Origin of the sequence: Micromonospora sp. AKA38, assembly GCF_027925725.1 — a bacterium.
In the GTDB taxonomy this organism is placed as follows: domain Bacteria; phylum Actinomycetota; class Actinomycetes; order Mycobacteriales; family Micromonosporaceae; genus Micromonospora.
This window is the reverse complement of sequence record NZ_BNEI01000005.1, coordinates 1,085,702-1,107,143: the sequence shown is the minus strand read 5'-3', so window position 1 is coordinate 1,107,143 and position 21,442 is coordinate 1,085,702. Positions and strand designations below refer to the sequence as shown.

Below are 21,442 nucleotides of genomic sequence, written 5' to 3'. Positions count from 1 at the left end.
GGGCCGGTGGCGCTGTTCCTCACGTGGCGTGGAAGAGACCTCCGATAGGCGAGAGCCGACGCGGTCAGCATGAGGATCGCGGTCAGCATGAGGGAGGCAGACCAGCAGACATCGTCGGCCGGCCACTGACCTGTGGACCGGCATGTCCCTGGCTGAAGGGTGAACCCCGCAATGAACAGATACTGCTAGCGGGACGCAACCGTGGGAGACGCCGCGCGACTGGTCGCAGCGGTCGTTTCCCTCGTGATCTCGACCGGGCTGCTCCTGTTGACGCTCGACCTCGTGAGGAAGTCGACCAAGACGGGCGGAGCCTTCGAGATCTCGTGGCAGCCGTTTGCGTTCCATATCAAGTTCTGGGCCAAGGCGCCGGAAGGGCACCTTGGCGACACTGCCGGTGAAGGGCGACCAACTCCACCGCCGACGAGCGACCAGCCGTCGACATCGGTGGGTGAGGTCGTACGGCCGGTGTCACCACCTCCGAACCCCTCGGGCACGGGAGGGGGTGACGGCGGCTGAACCAGCCCGGGCACGCTGGCTTGGCAGGTTTCCCGGAGACTACTACCAAGCCAGCGCCCGCCACCTCGCCGAGTTGGCGGTGTCAACCGCGCTCGGACCCCGCCATCTCACCGAGCTGGTATGGATCACGGGCGGCGCAGTGGGTGAGCAGCTCCTCCGGCTTGTGCGCGACCAGGTCGGGGCCGGCGGCCAGCAGCGCGGTCACGTCACCGCCGTGCCAGGTGGTGGCCACCGTGGTCACGCCGGCCTCCCGGCCGCTGGTCAGGTCCGTGATCGCGTCACCGACCATCATGGCCACGCCCGGCGGCATGTCGAGCAGTTCCAACGCGCGCAGCACGATGTCCGGCGCCGGCTTCGGCCGCGGCACCTCGTCCGAGCCGATCACGTGGTCGAAGAGCGCGAGCACGCCGAGCAGGTCCAGCAGGGACCGGGCGCGGGGACCGCTCTTGCCGGTGGCGACCGCCATCCGGACGCCGCGCTCGTGCAGCGCCTCCAGCGTCTCGCGGACGCCGGGGAACAGCGGCACCCGGTGCGCCAGCCGGTAGCTCTCCCGGACGAACGGCGCCTCCATCTCCAGCGGCAGCCCCATCAGCCGCATGATGTCCGGGAAGTACCGTCCCATGTGCTTGTTGTACTCCTCGAACGGCGCCGGTCCGCCGCCCACCACCTCGGCGTACGCGACGCTGAACGCCTCACGCATCACCGCCGAGCTGTCGACCACGACCCCGTCGAGGTCGAACACGACCGCGCGGATCGGGCCCGTACGCCGGGCGAGGACGGTGGCGCCGACGGTCGACGGCGGCTGGCTCATGGCTGCTCCCGAAGGTGAGGTCGCCCGGTGGTTCTCACCGGTCGCGCGCTCCCGCCAGCGCGGGCACCGGCGGGGTGGGCCGGGCGCAGCGGTAGACGCGTTCGATGGCGTCGATGGTGCGGCGGGCGTCGGCGGCGGCCACGCCCCGGCTGGCCTCGTCGGCGAGCAGGCCGGGCAGCGCGTCGAGCTGCCGGTCGTACTCGGCGCCGATGGTCTCGGCGGCCAGCGGCAGCGCGACGGTCTCGCCGTCGCGGGTACGGGTCAGTTCCGGCGCGTCGACCCGGTTCGGGCTGAACCCGAACGTGCAGCGCAGCGTCGCCGAGCCGTGGGTGCCGTGCACGGAGATGGTGGTGCGGTCCGTCGCCTCGTGCGACGCCCAGCAGGCGTGCAGCGCGGCGGACGCGCCGTCGGCGGTGAGCAGGAACGCGCGGGCGGTGTCCTCGACGTCGCCGCGTCCACCGGGCCCGGCGGTGCCGCGCCAGGCGGCCTGGGCGGCGCCGTCGTTGACGAAGTCGTCGGAGACGCTGCCCACCGCGTGCGCGATCGGCGCCGGGCCGAGCAGCGGCAGCACCGTGTCGAGCAGGTGCCAGCCCAGGTCGACGAGCGCGCCGCCGCCGGAGAGGTCCCGCCGGGTGAACCAGCCGCCGGCGTCGGGCACGCCCCGGGCGCGTACCCAGGCGACGTCGACGTGCCGGACCGGTCCGAGGTCGACCACGGCCCGCAGCAGGGCCCGCACGTCGGCGCGGTAACGGGCGGCGCTGCCGGCCAGCAGCACCGCGCCACCGGCGCGTTCGGCGTCGGCCAGCTCGTCGGCCTCGGCGGAGGTGAGGCAGACCGGCTTCTCCAGGAACACCGGTACGCCCCGGCGCAGCAGCCGGGCCGCCACGGCGGCGTGCAGGTGGTTGGGGACCGCCACCACCACCAGGTCGGCGGCGTCGGTGGGTAGGTCGGCCACGTCGGCGTACGCGTCGGGCACGCCGTGCGCGGCGCGGGCCCGGTCCCGGGCGGCGGCGTCCGGGTCGACCACGGCGGTCACCGTGAACCGCTGGTGCGCGGCGAGCCGGGGCAGCCAGATCTGCCGCCCGGCCCAGCCGAGACCGGCCACCGCGACCCGGACGGTACGCCCCGGCGCGGCGGCCGGCTGCGGCCCGGTCATCCGGCCAGCACGTCGGCGAGCACGGCGGCGATCTGGTGCATCTGCTCCTCGGTGCCGAGCAGCGTGCGGTGGTGCAGCCAGACGCAGTCGGCGTGGATCTGCTCGACGTTCGGGCACCGCTCGGCGATCTGCTCGACGGTCTCGTCCGGCGCGCCGGCCAGCCAGAAGCCGTCACAGCGGTAGATGGCGCGGAACGCGACGAACGCCGGGATGCCCCGGGCGATCAGCTCGTCGACCACGACCCGGCGGCGCTTCGACGTGATGCCGGGGATCCGGAACATGGCCATGTAGTGCGGGTTGCGGTCACCGCGCGGGTCGCGTCCCTGCGGCACCACGCCGGGCATCTCGGCGAGCAGGCTCGCCAGCAGCGGCCAGCGCTGCTCGCGCACCGCGATCTGACCGTCCAGCCGGGACAGTTGGGCACGCAGCACGGCGGCGCTGAACTCGTTCATCCGGTAGTTCGAGCCGGTGGTGCGGTGCAGGTAGTCCCGGTCGGTGCGGGGCCGGCCGCAGCTGTGCACCAGGAACGCCTTCTCGTAGCTCTCCTCGTCGGGGAAGAGCACCGCGCCGCCCTCGCCGGCGGTCATCAGCTTGCCGTTCTGGAAGCTGAACGCGGCGACGGAGCCGAGTTCACCGACCCGCCTGCCCTGCCACTGCGCGCCGTGCGCGTGCGCGGCGTCCTGGAGCAACGCGACGCCGGCGTCGGAGGTGATCTTGTCGAGCGCGTCCATGTCGGCGAACTGCCCGGCCATGTGCACCGGCATCACCACCCGGGTCCGGTCGGTGATCGCGGCGGCCACCGCGTCCGGGTCGACACAGTAGGTGTCCAGGTCCACGTCGACCGGCACGGCCACCGCGCCGAGGCGCTGCGCGGCAAGCGACGACGAGATGAACGTGAAGGCCGGGACGATCACCTCGGTGCCCGGTCCGACGCCCAGGACCTCCAGCGCCACCTCCAGCGCGTGCGTGCCGTTGGTGACGGCCAGCGCGTGCGACGACCCGTGGTACGCGGCGAACTCGGCCTCGAACGTGTCGACCTCGTTGCCTCCGACACGCCACCACTGGCCCTGCTCCAGGGCCCGGATGAGGCCGGTCCGTTCCTCGTCGCCGAACTGCGGCCACTCGGGGAACTCCGGTGCCGACAGATCACTCATGATGTCCCACTCCCTGATCCAGATTGGAACGGCCCGGCAGGACGCTAACCGAGCCGGCACGGCGCTGACCTCCCCTAACGGCCCCTAGCCGCCCCTAACCGCCCCCTGCCGGCGGGGGTCCGCACCGGGGACGGGGTCGATACTCCGAGGACCTGTCGTCGTCCGATTCCGGTGAGGTGCAACGTGCCCGAGGTGCTCCTGCTCAACGGCCCGAACCTGGGCATCCTCGGCAAACGGGAACCGGAGATCTACGGCACCGACACGGTGGCGGACATCGAGCGGGCGGTCGGCGAGGAGGTCGCCGGACGGGGGTGGCGGGTCGTCGCGAGGCAGCACGACTGCGAGGGCGAGATGATCCGTACCATCCAGGACAGTTATGAGACGGTGGGCGCGATCGTGAACCCGGGCGCGTTGATGATCGCCGGTTGGAGCCTGCGCGACGCGCTGGCCAACTATCCCCATCCGTGGCTGGAGGTCCACCTGTCCAACGTGTGGGCCCGGGAGAGTTTCCGGCACGACTCGGTGCTCGCCCCGCTGGCCTCGGGGGTGATCGTGGGCCTCGGTGCGCTCGGCTACCGGCTGGCGGCCCGCGCGCTCGTCGCGACCGTGCCCTGACCGTCCACCCCGTCGCACCCGTACCGGTCGTCCGCCGCGGCGACCCGACCCCCGAGGAACCCCGTGACCGTCGCGATCATCGTTCTCACCATCCTGCTGGCCATCATCCTGATTCCGCTGGCCGTGCAGAAGCTCACCGGCAACGCGCAGATGCGCGAGCGGATGTCGCACCTCGGCGTCTCCGCCGGGCTGACCCGCGTCATCGGCCTGCTGGAGCTGGCCGGCGTCGCCGGGCTGCTGCTGGGCCTGAAGTTCTGGCAGCTCGGCGTGGTCGCCGCGGTGGCGATCACCGTGCTGCTGATCGCCGCCGTGGCCTACCACCTGCGCGCCAAGGACGACGGCAAGGTCATCATGGTGCCGCTGTTCTTCGCGTTCGCCTCGGCCGCGCTGGCGTTCCTGCACCTGCTGGCGCACTGAGGCCGGCGTGACGGGCGGGCCGGACGCCACGCTGCTGGGCGTCGACGTCGGGGGCACCAAGGTCGCGCTGCGCGCCGAGGCGGCCGGCCGGCCCGCGTACGAACGGATCGTCACCTGGCCGGCCGGCGCGGACCCGGCCGCCGACCTGGCCGTGCTGGCCGCCGAGGTGGCCGCGCTGCGCGCCGGCTTCGGCCCGGTCGACGCGGTCGGCGTGGCCATGCCGGCGACCGTCGACCGGGCCGGCGCGGTCGTGGCCTGGCCCGGCCGGCCGAGCTGGGTCGGCCTGGACCTGGCCGGCGCGCTGCGTCGCCTGTTCCCCGACACCCCGACCGGGTACGCCGACGACGGCGACCTGGCGGCGCTGGCCGAGGCCCGGCACGCGGGCCGCGCCGACGTGCTCTATCTCGGGGTCGGCACCGGTGTCGGCGGCGGGATCGTGCTCGGCGGGCGCAACGCCCCGGCCGGCGCGTCCGCCGAGGTCGGGCACATGGTGGTCGACCTGGGTGGGGACCGGTGCGACTGTGGCCGATCCGGCTGCCTCCAGGCGGTCGCGTCCGGGCCGGCCACGCTGCGCCGCGCCGCCCGGCTACGCGGCGGGCCGGTCGACCACCACCGGCTGCGCGCCGGGCTGGACGACGGCCGGCCGTGGGCGGTGGCGGCGATCGAGCCGGCCTGCGCCGCGCTGGCCGCCGCGGTGGTGAGCCTCGGCGAGCTGCTCGCCGCCGACCTGGCGATCGTCGGCGGCGGGTTCGCCACCGGCCTGCCCGGTTTCGTGCCGCTGGTCGGGCACCTCACCGTCGGCCGTCCGGGGCGGCCCGCCCCCCGCGTCGTCGCCGCCGCGCTCGGCGGGCTCTCCTCGCTGCACGGCGCGCTCCACCTCGCCCGCGACCTCGCGGGCGTCCCGGTCCCGCCCGGGACCGGGGCTCGACCAAGGGAGAACAGCCAATGATCAGGATCGGGGTCGTCGCCGGCAGCACCCGCCCCGGCCGCAAGGCCGACGCGGTGGCGCGCTGGGTGTGCGACATCGCCGCCGCGCGGCCGGACGTCGACGCGGAACTCGTCGACCTGGCGGACCATCCGCTGCCCCACTTCGCCGAGCCGCTGCCCCCGTCGATGGCGCCGTCGAGCCGACCGGCGATCCGCCGGTGGGGCGCGGTCGTCGGCGCGCTGGACGCGTTCGTCTTCGTCACCCCGGAGTACAACCACTCGATCCCGGGCGTGCTCAAGGACGCGATCGACGTGCTCTACCAGGAGTGGCACCACAAGCCGGCCGGGCTGGTCGGCTACGGGGCGCACGGCGGCACCCGGGCCGCCGAGCACCTACGGCTGGTGCTCGGGCAGGTGTCGGTGCCGGTGGTCCGCTCCCAGGTGGCGCTCTCCCTGCACACCGACTTCGTGGCGTTCCGCGACTTCCGCCCCGGCCCGCACCAGCGGGAGGCGGTCGGCACCATGCTCGACGAGGTGGTGGCGTGGGCGGGCGCGCTGCGGACGCTGCGCCGCCCGCAACCGGTGCGATGATCGCGATCGGCGGCGCCACCCGCCTCTACGCGCTGCTCGGCGACCCGATCGCGCAGGTACGCGCGCCCGGCCTGCTCAACCCGGTGCTGGCCCGGCGCGGCGCGGACGCGGTGCTGGTGCCGGTGCACGTGCCCGCCGCCGCGCTGCCGGAGGTGGTGGCCGGGCTGCGGCAGGTGGCCAACCTGCACGGCATGCTGGTGACCGTGCCGCACAAGGCGGCCCTGCTCGACCTCGCCGACCGGGCCACCGACCGGGCCCGGCGGGCCGGCAGCGTCAACGCGTTGCGCCGCGAGGCGGACGGCACCTGGTCGGCGGACACGTTCGACGGCGACGGGTTCGTCCGCGGACTGGTCGCGGCCGGACACGACCCGCGCGGACGGCGGGTCTGCGTGGTGGGCGCCGGCGGCGCGGGCAGCGCCATCGCGGTGGCGCTGCTCGACGCCGGGGTGGCCGCGCTGCACCTGGCCGACACCGACCCGGCCCGGCTGGCCGCGCTCGGCGGGCGGCTGTCGGCCGCGTACCCCGGCCGGGTCGATGCGGCGTCCCGGCCGCGACTCGCCGACGCCGACCTCGCGGTCAACGCGACGCCGGTGGGGCTGCGCCCGACCGACCCGCCGCCGTTCCCGGTGTCGGAGCTGCCGGCGCGAGCGGTGGTCGCGGACATCATCATGACCCCGGCGGAGACGACGCTGCTGCGCGCCGCCCGCGACCGGGGCCTGCCCGCGCATCCCGGTGAGCCCATGCTGACCCACCAGATCGACGGCTACCTCGACTTCTTCGGCCTCTGAGTCACAGCGGCGCGAGACGCCTTTTGAGCAGGCAGAACTCGTTGCCCTCGGGGTCGGCGAGCACGTGCCAGGACTCCTCGCCGGTCTGGCCGACGTCGGCCGGACGGGCGCCGAGCTTCAGCAGGCGGTCGAGTTCGGCGTCCTGGTCGCGGTCGGTGGCGTTGACGTCGATGTGCAGGCGGGGTTTCGCCCGCTCCGGCTCGGCCGTGGGGCTGAGGATGATCGTCGGCTGCGGGCCGCCGAACCCGTCGCGCGGCCCGATCTCGATGCTCCCGTCGCCCTCGCGGTCGAGCACCACGAAGTCGAGGACCTCGCACCAGAACCGCGCCAGCGCCTCGGGGTCACGGCAGTCGAGCACGAGTTCGCTGATCCGACAGGCCATGATCGAAACCTACTCCCCCGCACCCGTCGCGGCCCGGTCGGACACGCTGCGCAGCACGCAGAACTCGTTGCCCTCCGGGTCGGCGAGGACCGCCCAGCCGGAACCGTCCGGATTCCGGTGGTCGGCGACGAAGGTGGCGCCGAGCGCCAGCAGCCGGGCCACCTCCTCGTCGCGCGACGTCTCCGGACGCAGGCACAGATGAAGGCGGTTCTTGCCCCGCTTGGGCTCGGGCACCTGGTTGAAGTGCAGGACCGGACCCTCGGCCAGCAGCACCTGGGTCTCCGGGTCACCCGGCCGGGACTCCGGATGCAGCGGACGGCCGGTCACGTCGCTCCAGAACCGGGCCAGCGCGTAGGCGTCCGCACAGTCGATCGCCACGTTCTGGAGAACCGAAACCATGCGCGCCAGCCTTCCGCACGACCGCACCGGACGCCAACCCCGTTTCCCCGGACGGGGGCGCGCTGTTCCTCGGCGAACTGCTGGCCGGGCCGCAACTGCTCGGGGTGATCTCCGTGGTGGGTGCCACCCTGGCCGGCCGCCGTCGACCCGGGATCAGTCGTCGCGGCCGGGCGCGGTCATGTCGCCCGTGCCCGGTGTGCCGTCGGCGAGCCCGTAGCGCAGATAGACGGTGCCCTTCCGGTTGGCGACCGGCGGTTCGAGGAGCGTGACGTTGGTGGGCACCGCGCCACCGTCGAACACCTTCTTGCCGACGCCCAGCACGATCGGGTGCACCCAGAGGTCGATCCGGTCGAACAGCTTCTCGCGCAGCAGCGTCTGCACCAGGTTCAGGCTGCCCACGACCTTCACGTGCTCGTGCCGGTCCCGGACCTCGCGTACCGCCGTCGCCAGGTCCGGGCCGAGCACCGTGGACCCCTGCCACGACAGGTCGGGCCGGCCACGGGAGGCCACGTACTTCGGGACCCGGTTGAACAGCGTGGCGATCTCGTTGTCCTCGCCGCCCTCCTGGTGCGGCCAGTAGGCGGCGAAGATGTCGTACGTCCGCCGGCCGAGCAACAGCGCGTCCGTGCCCTGGTACGCGGCCGTCACCTGCGCGCCGGTGGTCTCGTCCAGCAGCGGCGCCTGCCAGCCGCCGAACGGGAACCCCACCGGGTCCTCCTCGGGACCGCCGGGCGACTGCCCGACGAGGTCGAGGGTGGCGAACAGCTCGATGTGGATCAGTCCCATGGCGCGTGCTCCGGTCGTCTGGTCATCTCGGTCGGGGAGGTAGACCGGTGCCCCTCGCCGAACTCATCGCTGCCGGTGACCGGGAAAGCGGCCGGTGGAACACCATGGCTGTCATACCGGGTCGGAGACAGCCATGGTGTTCCACCCACGGCGGATCTTGGGCGGGTTCCTGTACGCGGCGTCACGATCTCCGTGCGGCGGCCGGGTTACCGTCGTTCGGGAAGCTGGGCGACGAACGCCCGCCACATCGTCGGGCCGAACACGAGCACCGGACCGGACCGGTCCTTCGAGTCACGTACGCCGACGACGTCGGGCAGGTTGTCGGCCACCTCGACGCAGTTGCCGCCGCTCGCCCCGCTACGGGTGGACGTCCGCCACCGGGCGTCACTGAGGTCCATGCTGGTTCTCCACTTCCTTCAGTAGACCGATGGACTGCCGGCGCGGCAGAGCTTCGTTCCGCACGCTCTCCCACCTCGCCTGAAGCGTAGCCACCTCGTCGTCCTTGTCGACCACGTCGCCGCCGAGTTGGCTCTCCAGGTGCCCCACCCATAGCCCGTCAGCCGACCGCGCCAGCGCGAACGGCCCGGACAGTCCGACGTGCAGTCCGCTGTCCCACGGGATGACGTGGATGTGCACGTGTGGTCGCTCAGCGAGCGCGATCAGGTGGGCGATCTGTTGCGGCATGATCCCTCCGAGACCGTCGCCGCCACGCCGCAACGCGCCCTCGTCGATCACCGCGACGAACTGCGGGGGACGCTCTCCGGTCAGGATGTTCTGGCGGTCCATCCGCGCCGACACCCGCTGCTCCACCTCCGCGTCGGTGAGGCTGTCGACAGTGCGGAGCACGCCGCGCGCGTATGCCTCGGTCTGGAGGAGGCCGGGGATCAGGGTGGGCTCGAAGTAGCGGAGTTGGGTCGCGCCGCGTTCGGCGTCGAGCCACGGTCGGAACCACGACGGCGTGCCCAACTCGGCCGCCAGCCGCTCGAAGAGCCCGCCGTTGCGCAGGGCCCGGTCCGTGCCCCGGATGAAGTCGACGGTCAACGCCCGGGTTCGGCCCTCGACGGCGCTGACGTGCGACGCGCTGAACCCGGCGTGCTTGCCGAACGCCTCCTGCGTCAGGCCCGCCGCGCCCCGGGCACGCCGGATCTCGGTAACGATGAAACCCGCGAGAGGTCCCGGCACCTCAGCCATTCAGCGTGCTCCAAACCAGAGATCGACTGCCCGGGGCCACGCATGAACCGAGCGGTTCTCCCAGCCCCTGACGGACTGGGCAACCCCCTTCCGACCGTAGTGCCTCCACCGCAGAGTGTCACCATCCGGATCGCGCGGGAACCACCCGGCCCGATCCCACCGGCGACCTGAGGAGTGCGCGTGGCCGAGGAGAAGTCGAGACGGCACCGTGGACCGGCGGCCCGGCGGTTCGGGCCGCCCGGGTCGCCGTACCGCTGCACCGGCCGGCCCGCGACGAACAGCGCGCGGCCGGGGTGGCTGTCCGCCCACCGCGCCTGCGGCCCCGCCTGGGTGTGCGACGAGTGCGGGCGGGACTGGCCCTGCCCGACGCTGCGGTCCGCGCCGACCGGTGCGGCGCGGCGGGCGGAGCTGCTCCCCGAGTTCTCCCGGATCACCCGCCACGCCATCCGCGACCTGCGTGGGCGGGTCGACGGCCCGGACCCGGTCGCGATCGTGCGTCGCTTCCTGTGGTTCCTGCCGCTCACCGATCAGGAGGCCCGCGCCGTGGCGCTGAGGTTGCGGTGAGCGACAGCGGACAGCCGCACCACCCCGTACGCCCGGTGTGGCTCTGCCGCGTCGACGGGCAGCCCTGGCCTTGCCCACCGGCGCGGGCCGCGCTGCTTCGCGACTACGACGGTGACCTGGTCGGGTTGGCCGTCTACCTGGCGGTGACGCTGCACGACGCGGTCCGCGACCTGTACGCGCTGAATCCCGACGACGCGCCGGAGCCGGCCGTCCTCTGGGACCGTTTCCTGGCGTGGCTCGACCGCTCGCGTCGCGTCGCGCGGTTGCCCGACTAACCTACCCGGGGTTGAGCTGCTGCGTCAGCCGGTCGAGGCCGTCCCGGATCAGCCTGCCGTAGTCGTCGTCGCCGAGCGCGTCGATCCCCGCCTCGGCGAGCCGGAGATGCTCGCGGGCCCGGTCGAGGTCACCGAGCCTACGGTGGCAGTCGGCGAGGCTGAGATGCAGCGACGGGTACAGGCCGGCCACCGACAGCGGCACCCCGGCCTCCGCCACCCGGGCGTCGGTGAGCTGGTCGGCCGCCGCCAGTGCCCGCTGGTCCCACAAGAGTTCCTGGCGGGTGTCGTCCTGCACATCGGCCATCGCGTGCGCGAGGACGCAGACGTGCAGCGGGTCGCCCCGCTCCTCACCGATCTCGTGCCAAACCTGCTCGAACAGGTCGCGGGCGACCTCCCGCCGGCCGTGCTGATGGTGCAACTGCACGCCATCGTTGATGCGGGTGAGCGTGCCGTCGAAGGTCACCGGCTCAGGCTAGCTCCTCCCCTGCCCCATGGCCCGGGCCGCTGACCCGCGCCCAGCTCGGGTGGTCAACCACGTGATCGGCACCCCGCCGGGAACCAGGCGGGCGGTCCGGACGACTATCCCTACATGGCGTGTGAGCAGTGGCGGGAGATCCTGTCGGCCGAGCTGGACGGTGAGGCGTCCCGGTCGGAGAGCGAGGCGGCCGAGGCGCACCTGGCCGGCTGCGCCGGCTGCCGGGGCTGGTTCGACTCCGCGGCGGCGGTCACCCGCCGGGCCCGTACCCAGCTCGCCCCGCAGGTGCCCGATCTGGTGGCGTCCGTGCTGGCCGCCGCGCCGCCGCCCCGGCCGAGCCGACGCCGGCGGGTGGCGCTCGGGCTCCGCGCGGCGCTCGGTCTGCTCGGCGCGGTGCAGTTGGTGCTGGGCCTGGCGCAGATCGGCCGGGAGGCGGTGGTCGCCCACGCGCACGCCTCCGGCCAGCACCTGTGGCACGAGTCGGCGGCGTGGAACGTGGCGGTGGGCGCCGGTTTCCTCTACGTGGCGGTGCGCCGGTCCACCCCGTCCGGCCTGTTGCCGATGCTCAGCGCGTTCGTCGCCACGCTGGTGCTGCTGTCGGTGAACGACCTGATCACCGGGCAGGTGGCGATGACCCGGCTGGTCAGTCACGGCTTCCTGCTGGTCGGCTGGGCGGTGATGCTGGTGCTGTCCCGGCCCTGGTGGCGTCCCGGGGACACGCCGCCCGGACGGGGTCGGTCGACCGGCTCGCGCTGGACGCTGCGTGCCGAGGAGCCGGCCGCGCCGACGCCGCTGCGGCTGGTGCCGCCCGGCCCGTACCCCGCGCAGGCCCGCGACCGCCGCGCCGCCTGACCCGCGAGCGGCCCGCCGTACCCCGCACCGGCCGGCGCGCGCCCGGCCGGTCACCCGGGCCGGCCGGCGCCACCGCGTTCGGCCTGTCGTCGCCCGGGTGGCTCAGCGGGCGCGGCGACCGCGGGTGTCCCCGGCCCAGGCGGCGACCAGGTCCTCGCGGGCGCGGGCGACCCGCGACCGGATCGTGCCGACCGGGCAGCCGCACACCTCGGCCGCCTCGGCGTAGGAGAGGCCGAGCACCTGGGTGGCGACGAACGCCTCCCGGCGGTCCGGGGCGAGCCCGGCGATGAGTCCGCGCAGCGCCACCCCGTCGTCCCCGCCGGCGGTCACCGCCCCGGCCGCCTCGGCGGCGGTCTGCCAGTCGGGCAGCGCGGCCACCCGGGGGCGGGCGGTCGCGGCCCGTACGTGGTCCACGGCCACCCGGCGGGCGATGGTGAAGATCCAGGTCCGGGCCGAGGAGCGGCCGGCGAACCCGGGCAGGCTGCGCAGCGCGCGCAGGAACGTCTCCTGGGCGAGGTCCTCGGCGTCGGCCGGCCCGGCCAGGTGGACCAGGAACCGCCACACCGGTCCCTGGAGCGCGCGGACGAACGCGGCGGCGGCCTGCTGGTCACCCCGGCCGGCCCGGTGCGCCCACCGGGTCACCTGATCGTCGTCGGCGTCCGGGCTCATCCCGAACCCATCCGCCGGCCCGGCCCGGTCATGCCGGACGGTACGGATGCGGGGCTCGCTCGGTTCATCCCTGGCGTCCTCTCCGTCACCTGGCCACCGACCGCGACGATCGGGGTGGCCCGATATTGGTCGGCCGGAGGACGGGAAAAGTTCCCGAGCGCCGGCGGTCAGTCGGCGAGGGAGACCGCGACCGGGCCGACCCGCAGGACGCCATCGGTCAGCGGGGCGCAGCGGACACCGCCCCGGCCGCGCAGCGCCTTCCATGTGCCGGGCGCGACCACCACGTCCAGCCAGGCGCACGGCGGTGCGGCCCGGTGCACCCGCAGGCTGACCGGCCCGTCGCCGGAGTCCAGGGTGAGTACCCGCCCGACCAGCTCGTCCACCGCGATGCCGCTGGTCAGCACGTTGCGCCGGAGCTGGGTGAGATCGGCGCCGGCCGGCAGCGACTCCTGCGCGATCAGCGTGACGCTGGCGGCGCGGTGCGCCGGCCGACCGAAGTAGCGGTCCCCCACGATGCCCAGCCCGGCGCGGAGCCGCACCTGGTCGACCAGCTCACCGGGCGGCGCCGGAGCCGGCCCGTCCGCCGGCCGGCCCACGTAGCGGTGCACCGGCGAGGCCAGCAACTGGACGATGTGCGGCACGGCGACGACCGCGCTCAGGAGGACTGCGGGGTGAGCAGGTAGTCGCCGTCGTCCGGGCTCCACCGCAGCTCCACCACGCCGTCGGTCGCAGCCGCCTTGCAGAACTGGAGGAAGCTGCGGTACCCGAGCTTCTTCTCGCTGAAGTCCGGCCGGGCGCGCCGGAGCTGGTCCTTCAGGCCGGAGAGCGCCACCGCGCCGCCCTCGCCGGCGAGGTCCGCCACCACGGCGCGGAGCAGCCCGAACGTGACCTCCCGGTCGCCCCGCTCGGGCAGTGACACCTCCGGGTCGCCCTTGGCCGGGCCGGCGGCCAACTCCACCACGTTCGACCCGGCCAGGTGCCGCAGCAGTTCCCCGAACGTGCGGAAGCCGTAGTTGGACTCGCTGAACGTCGGGTCCTTGCGGAGCAGCGCGCGTTTCAGGCCGGACGCGGTCACCTCGCCACCGCCGCTGCCCTGCATGCCGGCCACGGTCTGCACCAGCAGGACGGCGAGCGTGTCGACGTCGCGCGGCGACTCCTCCTCACCCGGCGCGGTCTCCACCACCGGTTCGGGCGGCGGCTCCGCCACCGTCGGCCCGCCCGACCGGTTCGGGCGCGCGCGGCGGGCGGCGGGCGGCGGCACGTCCACCCCTTCGAGGCGGTCGTAGTAGAGGAACTCGTCACAGGCCGGCGGCAGCAACGCGGAGGTCGACTTCTCCACCCCGACGCCGATCACCCGCTTGTTCAGCTCCCGCAACTTGTGCACGAGCGGGGTGAAGTCGCTGTCCCCGGTGCAGATCACGAACGTCGAGATGTAGCCCCGCTCGAAGGCCAACTCGACCGCGTCCACGGCCATCTTGATGTCGGCGGCGTTCTTGCGGGAGAAGCCCATCCGCTGCGGGATCTCGATCAGCTCGACGTGCGACCGGGTCAGCATCCGCCGGTCCTCGTCGAAGTACGACCAGTCGGCGTACGCCCGGCGCACCACCACCCGGCCGCGTTCGGCCAGGGCGTCGGCGATCGGACGAAGGTCGAACGGCCGACCGCCGTGATGGTCTCGTACGCCCAGCGCCAGGTTCTCGTAGTCGAGGAACAGCGCGATTCGGTCTTCCTGATCCACGTCGGCCAGCCTAGCGGGGTCGGACCGGCGCGCCGGTCAGCGCCGCCGCTCGTCGCGGTAGATGATCTCCCGGCGGGCGACGCGCTGGATGGCGTAGCTGGCCACCAGGAGCGCCAGCGCGAGCACCACCTCGACCCCGGCGACCGTGCCGTTGGCGACGGTGAGGCCGAGCAGCAGCAGGATCAGCCCGACCACGGCCAGCAGGCCCGCCAGCAGCAGCCGCGTACGCCGCCGCTCCCCGCCGCCTGCGCTCACCCCGCCCGCCTCTCCCCCGGCTCTCCCGGTTCGAGCCTAGGTGCTGCCCGGCCCGCCGGTGGCGGATCCGGAATCGCCCGGAAGGACCGTGGGGGCCGGCCGCCGTTGGCGGTCGGCCCCCACGGGACAGGGCGGATCAGTGCATCGGTACCGGCGTCGGGCGCTGCTCCTCGCCCGACTCGCCGTCCAGCAGGTGCGACGGCTCCCGCCGGCGCGGCAGGAAGGCGGCCGGGACGAAGGTGAGCACCGCCAGCCCGAAGGCGACCCAGAACGTGGTGGCGAACGAGTTGGCCGCGAAGTCGAGCCCGCGCTCGATCAGCGACGGCGGCACCGGGAACTGCTGCGCCAGCTCGGGCTGCTGCTGCACCGCGATGGCGAGCTGGGCCTCGGTGACCGGCGCGCCGGTGCCCGGATCGGTCACGCCGGGGATCGGCCGGGAGCCGTTCAGCTCGCTGGTGAGGATCACCGACATCGTCGCGGCGCCCACCGACCCGGCGATCTGCTGGAGGATGTTGACGAGCGTCGAGCCGCGGGCCACCTCGGCCGCGTTCAGCGTCTTCAGCGCCGAGGTCATGATCGGCATCATGGTGCCGCCCATGCCGAGGCCCATCACGAACAGCGAGCCGCAGAGCAGCAGGTAGGACGTGTCGGTGCCGACCTGGGTGAAGGTGAAGAACCCGGCCGCGATGAGCACCAGCGAGAAGGGCGCCGTCCGGCCGATCGGCACCCGGTCGGCGAGCATGCCGCCGATCGGCATGGTGAGCATCGCGCCGATGCCCTGCGGTGCCATCAGCAGGCCGGCGTTGAGCGTGGTCTCGCCCCGGATCTGGAGGAAGTAGCTCGGGAACAGCAGGCCCGCGCCCATGAACGCGATGATGAAGACGACCAGGGTCAGCGCGGCGATGGTCAGGTTGCGGTTGCGGAACAGCCGCAGGTCGAGCAGCGGGTGCTGGGGCCGGAACGAGTAGCGGACGAACGCGACCACGAGCGCGGCGCCGGCCGCCATGGGCAGCCAGACCTCGGGATCGGTGACCGTGCCGGCCTCCGGCAGCGAGGAGACGCCGTAGAGGAACAGGGCCAGGCCCGGCGAGAGCATCAGCATGCCGAGGAAGTCGAAGGACTCCGAGGGCTCGGGGGCGTCCTTCGGCAGGGCGAGCTGGGCGTAGACGAGCGCGACCACACCGATCGGCACGTTGATCAGGAAGATCCAGTGCCAGCTCGCGGTGTCGATCAGCCAGCCGCCGAGGATCGGGCCACCGATCGGGCCGAGCAGCATCGGGATGCCGAGCACCGCCATCAACCGGCCGATCCGGTGCGGACCCGCGGCCCGGGTCATGATCGTCATGCCGAGCGGCATGAGCATGCCGCCGCCGAGGCCCTGGACCACCCGCCAGGCGATCAGCTCGCCGATGGAGTCGGCCGTGGCGCAGAGCCCGGAGCCGATGGTGAACAGCGCCAGCGCCACCATGTAGAGCCGTTTGGTGCCGAACCGGTCCGCGGCCCAGCCGCTGAGCGGGATCACCGTGGCAAGGGCGAGGGTGTAGGCGGTCATGGTCCAGGCGACGCGCGCGTAGGAGGCGTCGAACTCGCGCTGGAACGTGGGGATGGCCACGCTGACGACGGTCACGTCGAGGATCGACATGACGGCGCCGAGCACGACGACACCGGCCACCTTGAGCACCGCGGCGTCGAGTTTGTTCGATGTCGCTACGGATTGCTGGGTCACAGACAGTCTCCTGGTTCCGGTTCGGCTCGATGCGGTGGCGATGCCGCGCGCCGTGGGGCTCGCGGGCGGGCGTGCGGTGGGCGACGCCCGGCACGGAAGCCTAGTCACGGAGTGCGACATCGTGCGGCCGGTTTTGCCAAGAAGCGAACGGCCGTGCTTCCGGACACCCGCCCGTCACCCAGGACGCCGTCCGGGTTCCGCCCTCTCGCTGCCGAGAAGCCGCACCGTAACCACCCCTACGCCCGGATTCGTCGCCCGCGTCGACGCCCTTCCACCGGTCCGGGACCCGTCCATCACCGTGACGAACGTCATGTTTACGGCGCGGCGTCGATGCGGATCCGATGTCGGAGTTCCGACGCCGGGACAGCGGCGTGCCACCTTGCCGGCTGCGGCACCGGCACACCGGGCCGCTCCCGCGGGGCCGGTGCGCGGTGCCGGCGCTCCACTGTCGACGGCCGCGTCACGCCGGGGACAGGTCCGCCATCAGGGCGATCTCGGCCGTGCGGGAGCGGTCGATGCGGGTGGCGAGGTCGCGTACCCGTTCACTGGTGCCGGCCGTGACCTGGGCGTGGGCCAGCGCGGCGGCGGTGCGCTGGTGCCGGGTGAGCACGTCGAGCAGCACCCGGTCGACGTCGGCGGCCCGGGCGGCCCGCAGCCGGGTCAGCCCGGCGGCGGCGTCGCTGTGCCCGGAGTGGTCGTGCCGCGTGGCGGCGGCCGCGGCCGACGGGCCGGCCTCGCGCAGCCAGCGGCGCATGGTGGCCAGTTCGTCGGTCTCGGTGGCCCGGATCGCGGCGATCAACGTCCGCACCCGCGGGTCGGTGGCCCGGTCGAGGCCGACGCCGACGATCTCCAGCGTCTGCCCGGTGTGCGCCACCATCATGGCCAGGAAGAGCGCGTCGATGCCGCTGGCGGTGTCGTCGACGACCGGCGCGGGCCGGGACGCCACGGGCGCCACCGCCCCACCACCACACCCGCCCACACCGAGCACCCCGACCAGCACCACCACCATCACCACACCTCGACGCATCCATTCCTCCAATCGAGACGCCCTCTCCCCCCACCCCGCTGATTCACGGGAAGAGTGGCCATTTCGCGGGGCATGGCCACTCTTTCCGAGAAGGTGCGAGCCGGGAGCGGGGTGGGGGTGAGGGTGAGCGGGGTCAGAGCTGCTGCCAGAGGGCGGGGACGTTGGGGGGTTCCCAGCCGGCGATCGCGGTGTGCGCCTGGCGGCAGCGGTAGCTGCGGCCGTCGTAGGTGACCGTGTCGCCGACCTGGTACGCGCGGCCGGCGGTCCAGGTGCCGCCCGGCACCGGCGAGCCGGTCGGGGCGGGCGTGGGCGACGGGGTCGCGGTGCGGGTCGGCGAGGGGGTCGGCGACGGGGTGGGGGTCGGATTGCCGCCCCCGCCGCCGATCTGGAGGTCCACGCAGGCGTAGAACGCGTTCGCGGTGTCGGCGATGTTCCAGACCGCGAGCAGCTTCTGCCGGCCGGAGAAGCCGCCCAGGTTGACGGTGTGCGACACGGTGGCGTCGGGTTGCCGGCCACCGCCGTCGACCACCGCGACCCGGGTGTTGCCGATCCAGTACTCCCAGTTGGCGGTGGCGTGCCGGGCGGTGTTGACCCAGGTGAACGTGGCGGTGCTGCCGACCGTGGTGGCCGGCCAGTTGCGGCTGTCGTCGTTGAGCACCGCGAACTGGGCGATGCCGGCGTGGCAGCTCTTCAGGCCCTTGGGCCCCTCGACGCTCTGCGGCTCGTACCGGATCTGGCCGCAGTCGGGCACCCGGTTCTGCGCGCAGAGCGCCTGCCGGCTGGGCGGCGAGGAGACGTAGCCGTGGGCCTGGGCGGGCGCGGCGAGCGCCAGGGCCGCGGTGACGGCACCGGCGCTGAGCAGCGGAAGTGTGATTCTTCGGCGCATCGTGGCAACTCCTTCAGGGGAACGGGAGATGTCACGAACATAAATTAAACCTTGTTAACAGTAAAGACTCCTATCTATAAATTAAGCCTTGAGCCGAGCGCGCCCCGCGTGGAATTCTGATCAGCGCGCGGAGCCGATCGTCGTCCCTGGGCACCCGGACGCCGGCAGGCATCCGGGAGGACGGCGGCACCGATCCGGGAGAACCCGCCTCTCGAAGGACACCCGCATGAGGAGATCCCTGCCCCGCCCACGCCGGTGGACCGCGTACGCGGCGAGCCTGCTGCTCGTCACCACCGCGCTCGCCACCGTCGGACCACCCGCCGCCGAGGCCGCCGCCGACCCGGTCGCGGTGACCGTGAACGCCCGCGCCGGGCTGGCCACCGTGCCGGACACCGCGCTCGGCGTCAACCACGCCATCTGGGACGCGAAGCTCGGCAGCCCCGAGACGTCCGACCTGCTCAAGGCCGCCGGCGTGCGGATGCTGCGCTACCCCGGCGGCTCGTACGCCGACATCTACCACTGGAAGACGCACACCGCGCCCGGCGGCTACGTCGCGCCGGACACCGACTTCGACACGTTCATGGCGGCGGCCCGTCGGGTCGGCGCGCAACCGATGATCATCGCTAACTACGGCACCGGCACGCCGGCCGAGGCGGCCGACTGGGTGCGGTACGCCAACGTCACCAAGGGCTACGGCGCGAAGTGGTGGACCGTCGGCAACGAGAACTACGGCAACGGCCTCTACGGTTCGGCCTGGGAGGCCGACGACCACGCCGACAAGAGCGCCACCCAGTACGCCAAGCTGGTGATCGAGTACGCCGACGCGATGAAGGCGGTCGACCCGAGCGTCAAGGTCGGCGCGGTGCTCACCATGCCCGGCAACTGGCCGGACGGCATCACCGCCGGCGGCGACCCGGGCCCGTGGAATCGGACCGTGCTCTCGCTCGCCGGCCCGAAGATCGACTTCGTGGACGTGCACTGGTACCCGGGCGGCACCGCCGCCGAGTCGCTGACCCGGACCAACCAGATCTCCGACGCCACCTGGCTGCTGCGCCAGCAGATCGACAGGTACGCCGGCGCGAACGCCGACCGGATCGGGATCAGCCTCACCGAGCTGAACGTCGACGCCGGCCGCACCACCCAGCCCGGCGCGCTGTTCCTCGCCGACGCCTACAGCGGACTGCTGGAGCAGGGTGTCTTCACCGTGCAGTGGTGGAACGTGCACAACGGCATCGGCACCGTCTCCGAGGTCGCCGGCCAGACCGACTACGGCGACTTCGGGCTGCTCTCCAGCGGCGGCTGCACAGGCGACGGCGAGGTCTGCGAGCCTCCGTTCAACACGCCGTTCGCGCCGTACCACGCGCTGTCCATGATGAACACGTTCGCCCGCCCCGGTGACCAGTTCGTCCGCGCCGGCACCGACCAGCCGCTGGTCAGCGCGCACGCGGTGCGTCGGCCGGACGGCAGCCTCGCGGTGCTGCTGCTCAACAAGGACCCGGACACCGCGTACCCGGTGGCGGTCGACTACGCCGGCTTCACCCCGGCGGACGAGGCGCCGACCGTGCACACGCTGACCAACGGCGCGAGCGGCGTGACCACCGACCGCTCCGGCAGCGCCACCACCCGGACGCTGCCGCCGTACTCGCTGACCACGCTCGTGCTCCGACCGGCCGGCAGCTCCGCCGGGCGGCCGGGCGCGCCGGGCCGGCCGACCGCGGGCGCGGTGACCGACCGCGCCGCGACCCTCTCCTGGCCGGCCGCCGCCGTGGGCGCCGCGCCGATCGCGAAGTACGAGGTGTACCGGCAGTACGGCGCCGTCAGCGAGCAGCTCGGCGAGACCGCCGGCACCTCGTTCACGGTGCGCAACCTCGAACCGGGCACCCGCTACACGGTCAACGTGCTGGCCCGGGACACCGCCGGCCGGGTGTCCTGGTCGTCCCCGCCGCTGACGTTCGCCACCGGCAGCCCGGCCGACAGCGGCTGCGCGGTCCGCTTCCACAACGACACCGACTGGGGCAACGGCTACGTGGCGACCGTCGAGGTGGTCAACACCGGTCCGGACCCGGTCGACGGTTGGACGCTGACCTGGACCTGGCCCACCGGCTGGCAGCAGGTGAGCAGCGGCTGGAACGGCACCTGGACGCAGACCGGCACGGAGGTCCGGGTGACCCCGACCGCCGACAACCGCCGGCTGGCCGCCGACGGTGGGAGCACCGGCGTCGGGTTCGTCGGGTCGTACAGCGGGCCGAACGTGCCGCCCGGCGTGTTCCGGCTCAACGGCACGGTCTGCACCGTCCGGCCCTGAGCCGGCGGGCCGCTCCCTGAGCCGGGGGTCAGCCCCGGCCGGGTGGGCGGAGTCGGACGTCGGCCGCCGTCGGGACCTTCGTGGTCCGGCGGCGGCCGGCGCGGCGCGGCGGCGGCACCACGTGCGGGCGGGATGGCCCCACCACCGGCGGGACGGGCCGGCGGTCCACCGTGGCCGGTCGGGGCAGCGCGGCCAGGATCAGTCCGAGCAGCGCCACCGCGACGACCCCGTCGAGCCAGTAGTGGTTGCCGGTGCCGACGACCACGACCATGGTGACCAGCGGGTGCGCCAGCCAGAGCCAGCGCCACCGCCCGGCGGTGACCGCCACCAGGGCCAGCGCCACCGCCAGCGCCCAACCCACGTGCAGCGAGGGCATGGCCGCGTACTGGTTGCTGAGCTGGTCGGCGTCGGGCGGCCCGTAGACGCTGGGGCCGTACCGGCGGCCGGTGTCGATCAGGCCGGTGAGCGCGGTCAGTCGCGGCGGCGCGAGCGGGACGCAGACGTGCAGCACCATCGCCGCGCCGGTGAGCGCCGCGAGCGCCCGCCGCAGCCGCAGGTAGTGGGCCGGCCGGCGCAGGTAGAGCCAGACCAGGCAGAGCACGGTGGCCGGGAAGTGCACGTACGCGTAGTAGCTGTTGGCCAGCCGTACCGGCAGCTCGTGCGCCAGCAGCGGGGCCTGCACGAGCGCCTCGTCGGGCAGGCGCAGCAGCCGTTCCAGCCACCAGATCCGCTCCCCGTTGGCCAGCGCCGTGCCGGCCCGTCCGGCGACCAGTTGCCGGCCCGCCTTGTAGGCGAGGAAGAGCACCGCGACAAGCGTCAGTTCACGGGCCGCCCGGCGCAGCGCGCCACCGGGCCGGGACGCGCCTCGCCTGGTGTCCATGCTCCTCCTTCGCCTGGGTCCGCCCGGCCGGCCGGCACGGACCAGGGCCGCCGCCGG

At 73.6% G+C, this 21,442-nt stretch carries 26 protein-coding genes; 9 read left to right on the top strand and 17 right to left on the bottom strand.

The window, feature by feature from the left end; all coding sequences use genetic code 11:
• Window positions 1–598 precede the first annotated feature (598 nt).
• Genes TPA0908_RS22435 through TPA0908_RS22425 form a run of 3 tightly spaced genes read right to left on the bottom strand, consistent with a single transcriptional unit; the run spans window position 599 to window position 3,637 of the window.
• Complete coding sequence (locus tag TPA0908_RS22435) at window positions 599–1,327, bottom strand: HAD-IA family hydrolase (protein WP_281940944.1); 729 nt, start codon at window positions 1,325–1,327, stop codon at window positions 599–601.
• A 34-nt stretch (window positions 1,328–1,361) separates the two neighbouring features.
• Window positions 1,362–2,483 (bottom strand): Gfo/Idh/MocA family protein, encoded by a 1,122-nt coding sequence (locus TPA0908_RS22430; RefSeq protein WP_281940943.1) that lies wholly within the window; start codon window positions 2,481–2,483, stop codon window positions 1,362–1,364.
• Entirely contained in the window at window positions 2,480–3,637 is a 1,158-nt protein-coding gene (locus TPA0908_RS22425; protein ID WP_281940941.1) for a DegT/DnrJ/EryC1/StrS family aminotransferase, read from the bottom strand. The genes TPA0908_RS22430 and TPA0908_RS22425 overlap by 4 nt, the downstream gene beginning before the upstream one ends.
• A gap of 183 nt (window positions 3,638–3,820) precedes the next feature.
• Here TPA0908_RS22425 and TPA0908_RS22420 point away from each other — a divergent pair, with 183 nt between their 5' ends.
• The 5 genes from TPA0908_RS22420 (at window position 3,821) to TPA0908_RS22400 (ending at window position 6,975) form a co-directional block, all read left to right on the top strand.
• Complete coding sequence (locus TPA0908_RS22420) at window positions 3,821–4,252, top strand: type II 3-dehydroquinate dehydratase (protein ID WP_107161134.1); 432 nt, start codon at window positions 3,821–3,823, stop codon at window positions 4,250–4,252.
• Window positions 4,253–4,315: 63 nt separating this feature from the next.
• On the top strand, window positions 4,316–4,669 hold the full coding sequence (locus TPA0908_RS22415) for a DoxX family protein (RefSeq protein ID WP_281940938.1): 354 nt from the start codon (window positions 4,316–4,318) through the stop codon (window positions 4,667–4,669).
• Between the two features lie 7 nt (window positions 4,670–4,676).
• Window positions 4,677–5,618, top strand: coding sequence for an ROK family protein (locus TPA0908_RS22410; RefSeq protein WP_281940936.1), 942 nt, complete (start codon window positions 4,677–4,679; stop codon window positions 5,616–5,618).
• A complete protein-coding gene (locus TPA0908_RS22405; RefSeq protein ID WP_281940934.1) occupies window positions 5,615–6,187 on the top strand; it encodes an NADPH-dependent FMN reductase in 573 nt (190 codons plus the stop codon). Before TPA0908_RS22410 ends, TPA0908_RS22405 begins: the two co-directional genes overlap by 4 nt.
• Window positions 6,184–6,975 (top strand): shikimate dehydrogenase family protein, encoded by a 792-nt coding sequence (locus tag TPA0908_RS22400; RefSeq protein ID WP_281940932.1) that lies wholly within the window; start codon window positions 6,184–6,186, stop codon window positions 6,973–6,975. Before TPA0908_RS22405 ends, TPA0908_RS22400 begins: the two co-directional genes overlap by 4 nt.
• Window position 6,976: 1 nt before the next feature.
• Here TPA0908_RS22400 and TPA0908_RS22395 read toward each other — a convergent pair whose 3' ends face one another.
• The 5 genes from TPA0908_RS22395 to TPA0908_RS22375 all read right to left on the bottom strand — a co-directional run bounded on the left by TPA0908_RS22395 (window position 6,977) and on the right by TPA0908_RS22375 (window position 9,733).
• On the bottom strand, window positions 6,977–7,357 hold the full coding sequence (locus TPA0908_RS22395) for a VOC family protein (RefSeq protein ID WP_281940930.1): 381 nt from the start codon (window positions 7,355–7,357) through the stop codon (window positions 6,977–6,979).
• 9 nt (window positions 7,358–7,366) lie between these two features.
• Entirely contained in the window at window positions 7,367–7,756 is a 390-nt protein-coding gene (locus tag TPA0908_RS22390; RefSeq protein ID WP_281940928.1) for a VOC family protein, read from the bottom strand.
• A gap of 153 nt (window positions 7,757–7,909) precedes the next feature.
• Window positions 7,910–8,542 (bottom strand): dihydrofolate reductase family protein, encoded by a 633-nt coding sequence (locus TPA0908_RS22385; RefSeq protein ID WP_281940926.1) that lies wholly within the window; start codon window positions 8,540–8,542, stop codon window positions 7,910–7,912.
• Window positions 8,543–8,748: 206 nt separating this feature from the next.
• Window positions 8,749–8,940 (bottom strand): DUF397 domain-containing protein, encoded by a 192-nt coding sequence (locus tag TPA0908_RS22380; RefSeq protein WP_281940924.1) that lies wholly within the window; start codon window positions 8,938–8,940, stop codon window positions 8,749–8,751.
• Entirely contained in the window at window positions 8,927–9,733 is an 807-nt protein-coding gene (locus TPA0908_RS22375) for a helix-turn-helix domain-containing protein (RefSeq protein ID WP_281940922.1), read from the bottom strand. The genes TPA0908_RS22380 and TPA0908_RS22375 overlap by 14 nt, the downstream gene beginning before the upstream one ends.
• A gap of 180 nt (window positions 9,734–9,913) precedes the next feature.
• On the opposite strand from TPA0908_RS22375, the gene TPA0908_RS22370 reads away from it, so the two are divergent.
• Together TPA0908_RS22370 and TPA0908_RS22365 are read left to right on the top strand one after the other, a co-directional pair.
• A complete protein-coding gene (locus TPA0908_RS22370) occupies window positions 9,914–10,297 on the top strand; it encodes a hypothetical protein (protein ID WP_281940920.1) in 384 nt (127 codons plus the stop codon).
• Window positions 10,294–10,572 (top strand): hypothetical protein, encoded by a 279-nt coding sequence (locus tag TPA0908_RS22365; RefSeq protein ID WP_281940918.1) that lies wholly within the window; start codon window positions 10,294–10,296, stop codon window positions 10,570–10,572. Before TPA0908_RS22370 ends, TPA0908_RS22365 begins: the two co-directional genes overlap by 4 nt.
• A 1-nt stretch (window position 10,573) precedes the next feature.
• Here TPA0908_RS22365 and TPA0908_RS22360 read toward each other — a convergent pair whose 3' ends face one another.
• The gene (locus TPA0908_RS22360; protein ID WP_281940916.1) at window positions 10,574–11,035 is read right to left on the bottom strand and encodes a hypothetical protein; all 462 of its coding nucleotides are present in this window, start codon (window positions 11,033–11,035) and stop codon (window positions 10,574–10,576) included.
• Between the two features lie 126 nt (window positions 11,036–11,161).
• Here TPA0908_RS22360 and TPA0908_RS22355 point away from each other — a divergent pair, with 126 nt between their 5' ends.
• Window positions 11,162–11,899 carry a zf-HC2 domain-containing protein gene (locus TPA0908_RS22355; RefSeq protein WP_281940913.1) on the top strand — a complete coding sequence of 246 codons (738 nt, stop codon included), beginning with the start codon at window positions 11,162–11,164 and terminating at the stop codon, window positions 11,897–11,899.
• Window positions 11,900–12,001: 102 nt separating this feature from the next.
• Here TPA0908_RS22355 and TPA0908_RS22350 read toward each other — a convergent pair whose 3' ends face one another.
• The 7 genes from TPA0908_RS22350 to TPA0908_RS22320 form a co-directional block, all read right to left on the bottom strand.
• Window positions 12,002–12,568 carry a sigma-70 family RNA polymerase sigma factor gene (locus TPA0908_RS22350; protein ID WP_281940911.1) on the bottom strand — a complete coding sequence of 189 codons (567 nt, stop codon included), beginning with the start codon at window positions 12,566–12,568 and terminating at the stop codon, window positions 12,002–12,004.
• A gap of 167 nt (window positions 12,569–12,735) precedes the next feature.
• A complete protein-coding gene (locus TPA0908_RS22345; RefSeq protein WP_281940909.1) occupies window positions 12,736–13,209 on the bottom strand; it encodes a molybdenum cofactor biosysynthesis protein in 474 nt (157 codons plus the stop codon).
• A 14-nt stretch (window positions 13,210–13,223) separates the two neighbouring features.
• Window positions 13,224–14,306, bottom strand: a complete 1,083-nt coding sequence (locus tag TPA0908_RS22340) for an NYN domain-containing protein (RefSeq protein WP_281940907.1) — start codon at window positions 14,304–14,306, stop codon at window positions 13,224–13,226.
• 36 nt (window positions 14,307–14,342) lie between these two features.
• A complete protein-coding gene (locus TPA0908_RS22335; RefSeq protein WP_281940905.1) occupies window positions 14,343–14,561 on the bottom strand; it encodes a hypothetical protein in 219 nt (72 codons plus the stop codon).
• A 136-nt stretch (window positions 14,562–14,697) separates the two neighbouring features.
• Window positions 14,698–16,287, bottom strand: coding sequence for a DHA2 family efflux MFS transporter permease subunit (locus tag TPA0908_RS22330; protein WP_281940879.1), 1,590 nt, complete (start codon window positions 16,285–16,287; stop codon window positions 14,698–14,700).
• A gap of 460 nt (window positions 16,288–16,747) precedes the next feature.
• A complete protein-coding gene (locus TPA0908_RS22325; protein ID WP_281940877.1) occupies window positions 16,748–17,314 on the bottom strand; it encodes a DUF305 domain-containing protein in 567 nt (188 codons plus the stop codon).
• A gap of 133 nt (window positions 17,315–17,447) precedes the next feature.
• Window positions 17,448–18,200, bottom strand: a complete 753-nt coding sequence (locus tag TPA0908_RS22320) for a lytic polysaccharide monooxygenase (protein WP_281940874.1) — start codon at window positions 18,198–18,200, stop codon at window positions 17,448–17,450.
• A 226-nt stretch (window positions 18,201–18,426) separates the two neighbouring features.
• Here TPA0908_RS22320 and TPA0908_RS22315 point away from each other — a divergent pair, with 226 nt between their 5' ends.
• The gene (locus tag TPA0908_RS22315) at window positions 18,427–20,505 is read left to right on the top strand and encodes a cellulose binding domain-containing protein (protein ID WP_281940872.1); all 2,079 of its coding nucleotides are present in this window, start codon (window positions 18,427–18,429) and stop codon (window positions 20,503–20,505) included.
• A gap of 28 nt (window positions 20,506–20,533) precedes the next feature.
• Here the strand turns inward: TPA0908_RS22315 and TPA0908_RS22310 are convergent, their stop codons facing one another.
• Window positions 20,534–21,385, bottom strand: a complete 852-nt coding sequence (locus tag TPA0908_RS22310; RefSeq protein ID WP_281940870.1) for a phosphatase PAP2 family protein — start codon at window positions 21,383–21,385, stop codon at window positions 20,534–20,536.
• Window positions 21,386–21,442: the final 57 nt, after the last annotated feature.

Bases quoted from the DNA above. Each gene is read 5' to 3' on its own strand.
- TPA0908_RS22435 (WP_281940944.1), bottom strand. From the start codon at position 1,327: ATGAGCCAGCCGCCGTCGACCGTCGGCGCCACCGTCCTCGCCCGGCGT.
- TPA0908_RS22430 (WP_281940943.1), bottom strand. From the start codon at position 2,483: ATGACCGGGCCGCAGCCGGCCGCCGCGCCGGGGCGTACCGTCCGGGTC.
- TPA0908_RS22425 (WP_281940941.1), bottom strand. From the start codon at position 3,637: ATGAGTGATCTGTCGGCACCGGAGTTCCCCGAGTGGCCGCAGTTCGGC.
- TPA0908_RS22405 (WP_281940934.1), top strand. From the start codon at position 5,615: ATGATCAGGATCGGGGTCGTCGCCGGCAGCACCCGCCCCGGCCGCAAG.
- TPA0908_RS22400 (WP_281940932.1), top strand. From the start codon at position 6,184: ATGATCGCGATCGGCGGCGCCACCCGCCTCTACGCGCTGCTCGGCGAC.
- TPA0908_RS22395 (WP_281940930.1), bottom strand. From the start codon at position 7,357: ATGGCCTGTCGGATCAGCGAACTCGTGCTCGACTGCCGTGACCCCGAG.
- TPA0908_RS22390 (WP_281940928.1), bottom strand. From the start codon at position 7,756: ATGGTTTCGGTTCTCCAGAACGTGGCGATCGACTGTGCGGACGCCTAC.
- TPA0908_RS22385 (WP_281940926.1), bottom strand. From the start codon at position 8,542: ATGGGACTGATCCACATCGAGCTGTTCGCCACCCTCGACCTCGTCGGG.
- TPA0908_RS22380 (WP_281940924.1), bottom strand. From the start codon at position 8,940: ATGGACCTCAGTGACGCCCGGTGGCGGACGTCCACCCGTAGCGGGGCG.
- TPA0908_RS22375 (WP_281940922.1), bottom strand. From the start codon at position 9,733: ATGGCTGAGGTGCCGGGACCTCTCGCGGGTTTCATCGTTACCGAGATC.
- TPA0908_RS22355 (WP_281940913.1), top strand. From the start codon at position 11,162: ATGGCGTGTGAGCAGTGGCGGGAGATCCTGTCGGCCGAGCTGGACGGT.
- TPA0908_RS22350 (WP_281940911.1), bottom strand. From the start codon at position 12,568: ATGAGCCCGGACGCCGACGACGATCAGGTGACCCGGTGGGCGCACCGG.
- TPA0908_RS22325 (WP_281940877.1), bottom strand. From the start codon at position 17,314: ATGCGTCGAGGTGTGGTGATGGTGGTGGTGCTGGTCGGGGTGCTCGGT.
- TPA0908_RS22320 (WP_281940874.1), bottom strand. From the start codon at position 18,200: ATGCGCCGAAGAATCACACTTCCGCTGCTCAGCGCCGGTGCCGTCACC.
- TPA0908_RS22315 (WP_281940872.1), top strand. From the start codon at position 18,427: ATGAGGAGATCCCTGCCCCGCCCACGCCGGTGGACCGCGTACGCGGCG.
- TPA0908_RS22310 (WP_281940870.1), bottom strand. From the start codon at position 21,385: ATGGACACCAGGCGAGGCGCGTCCCGGCCCGGTGGCGCGCTGCGCCGG.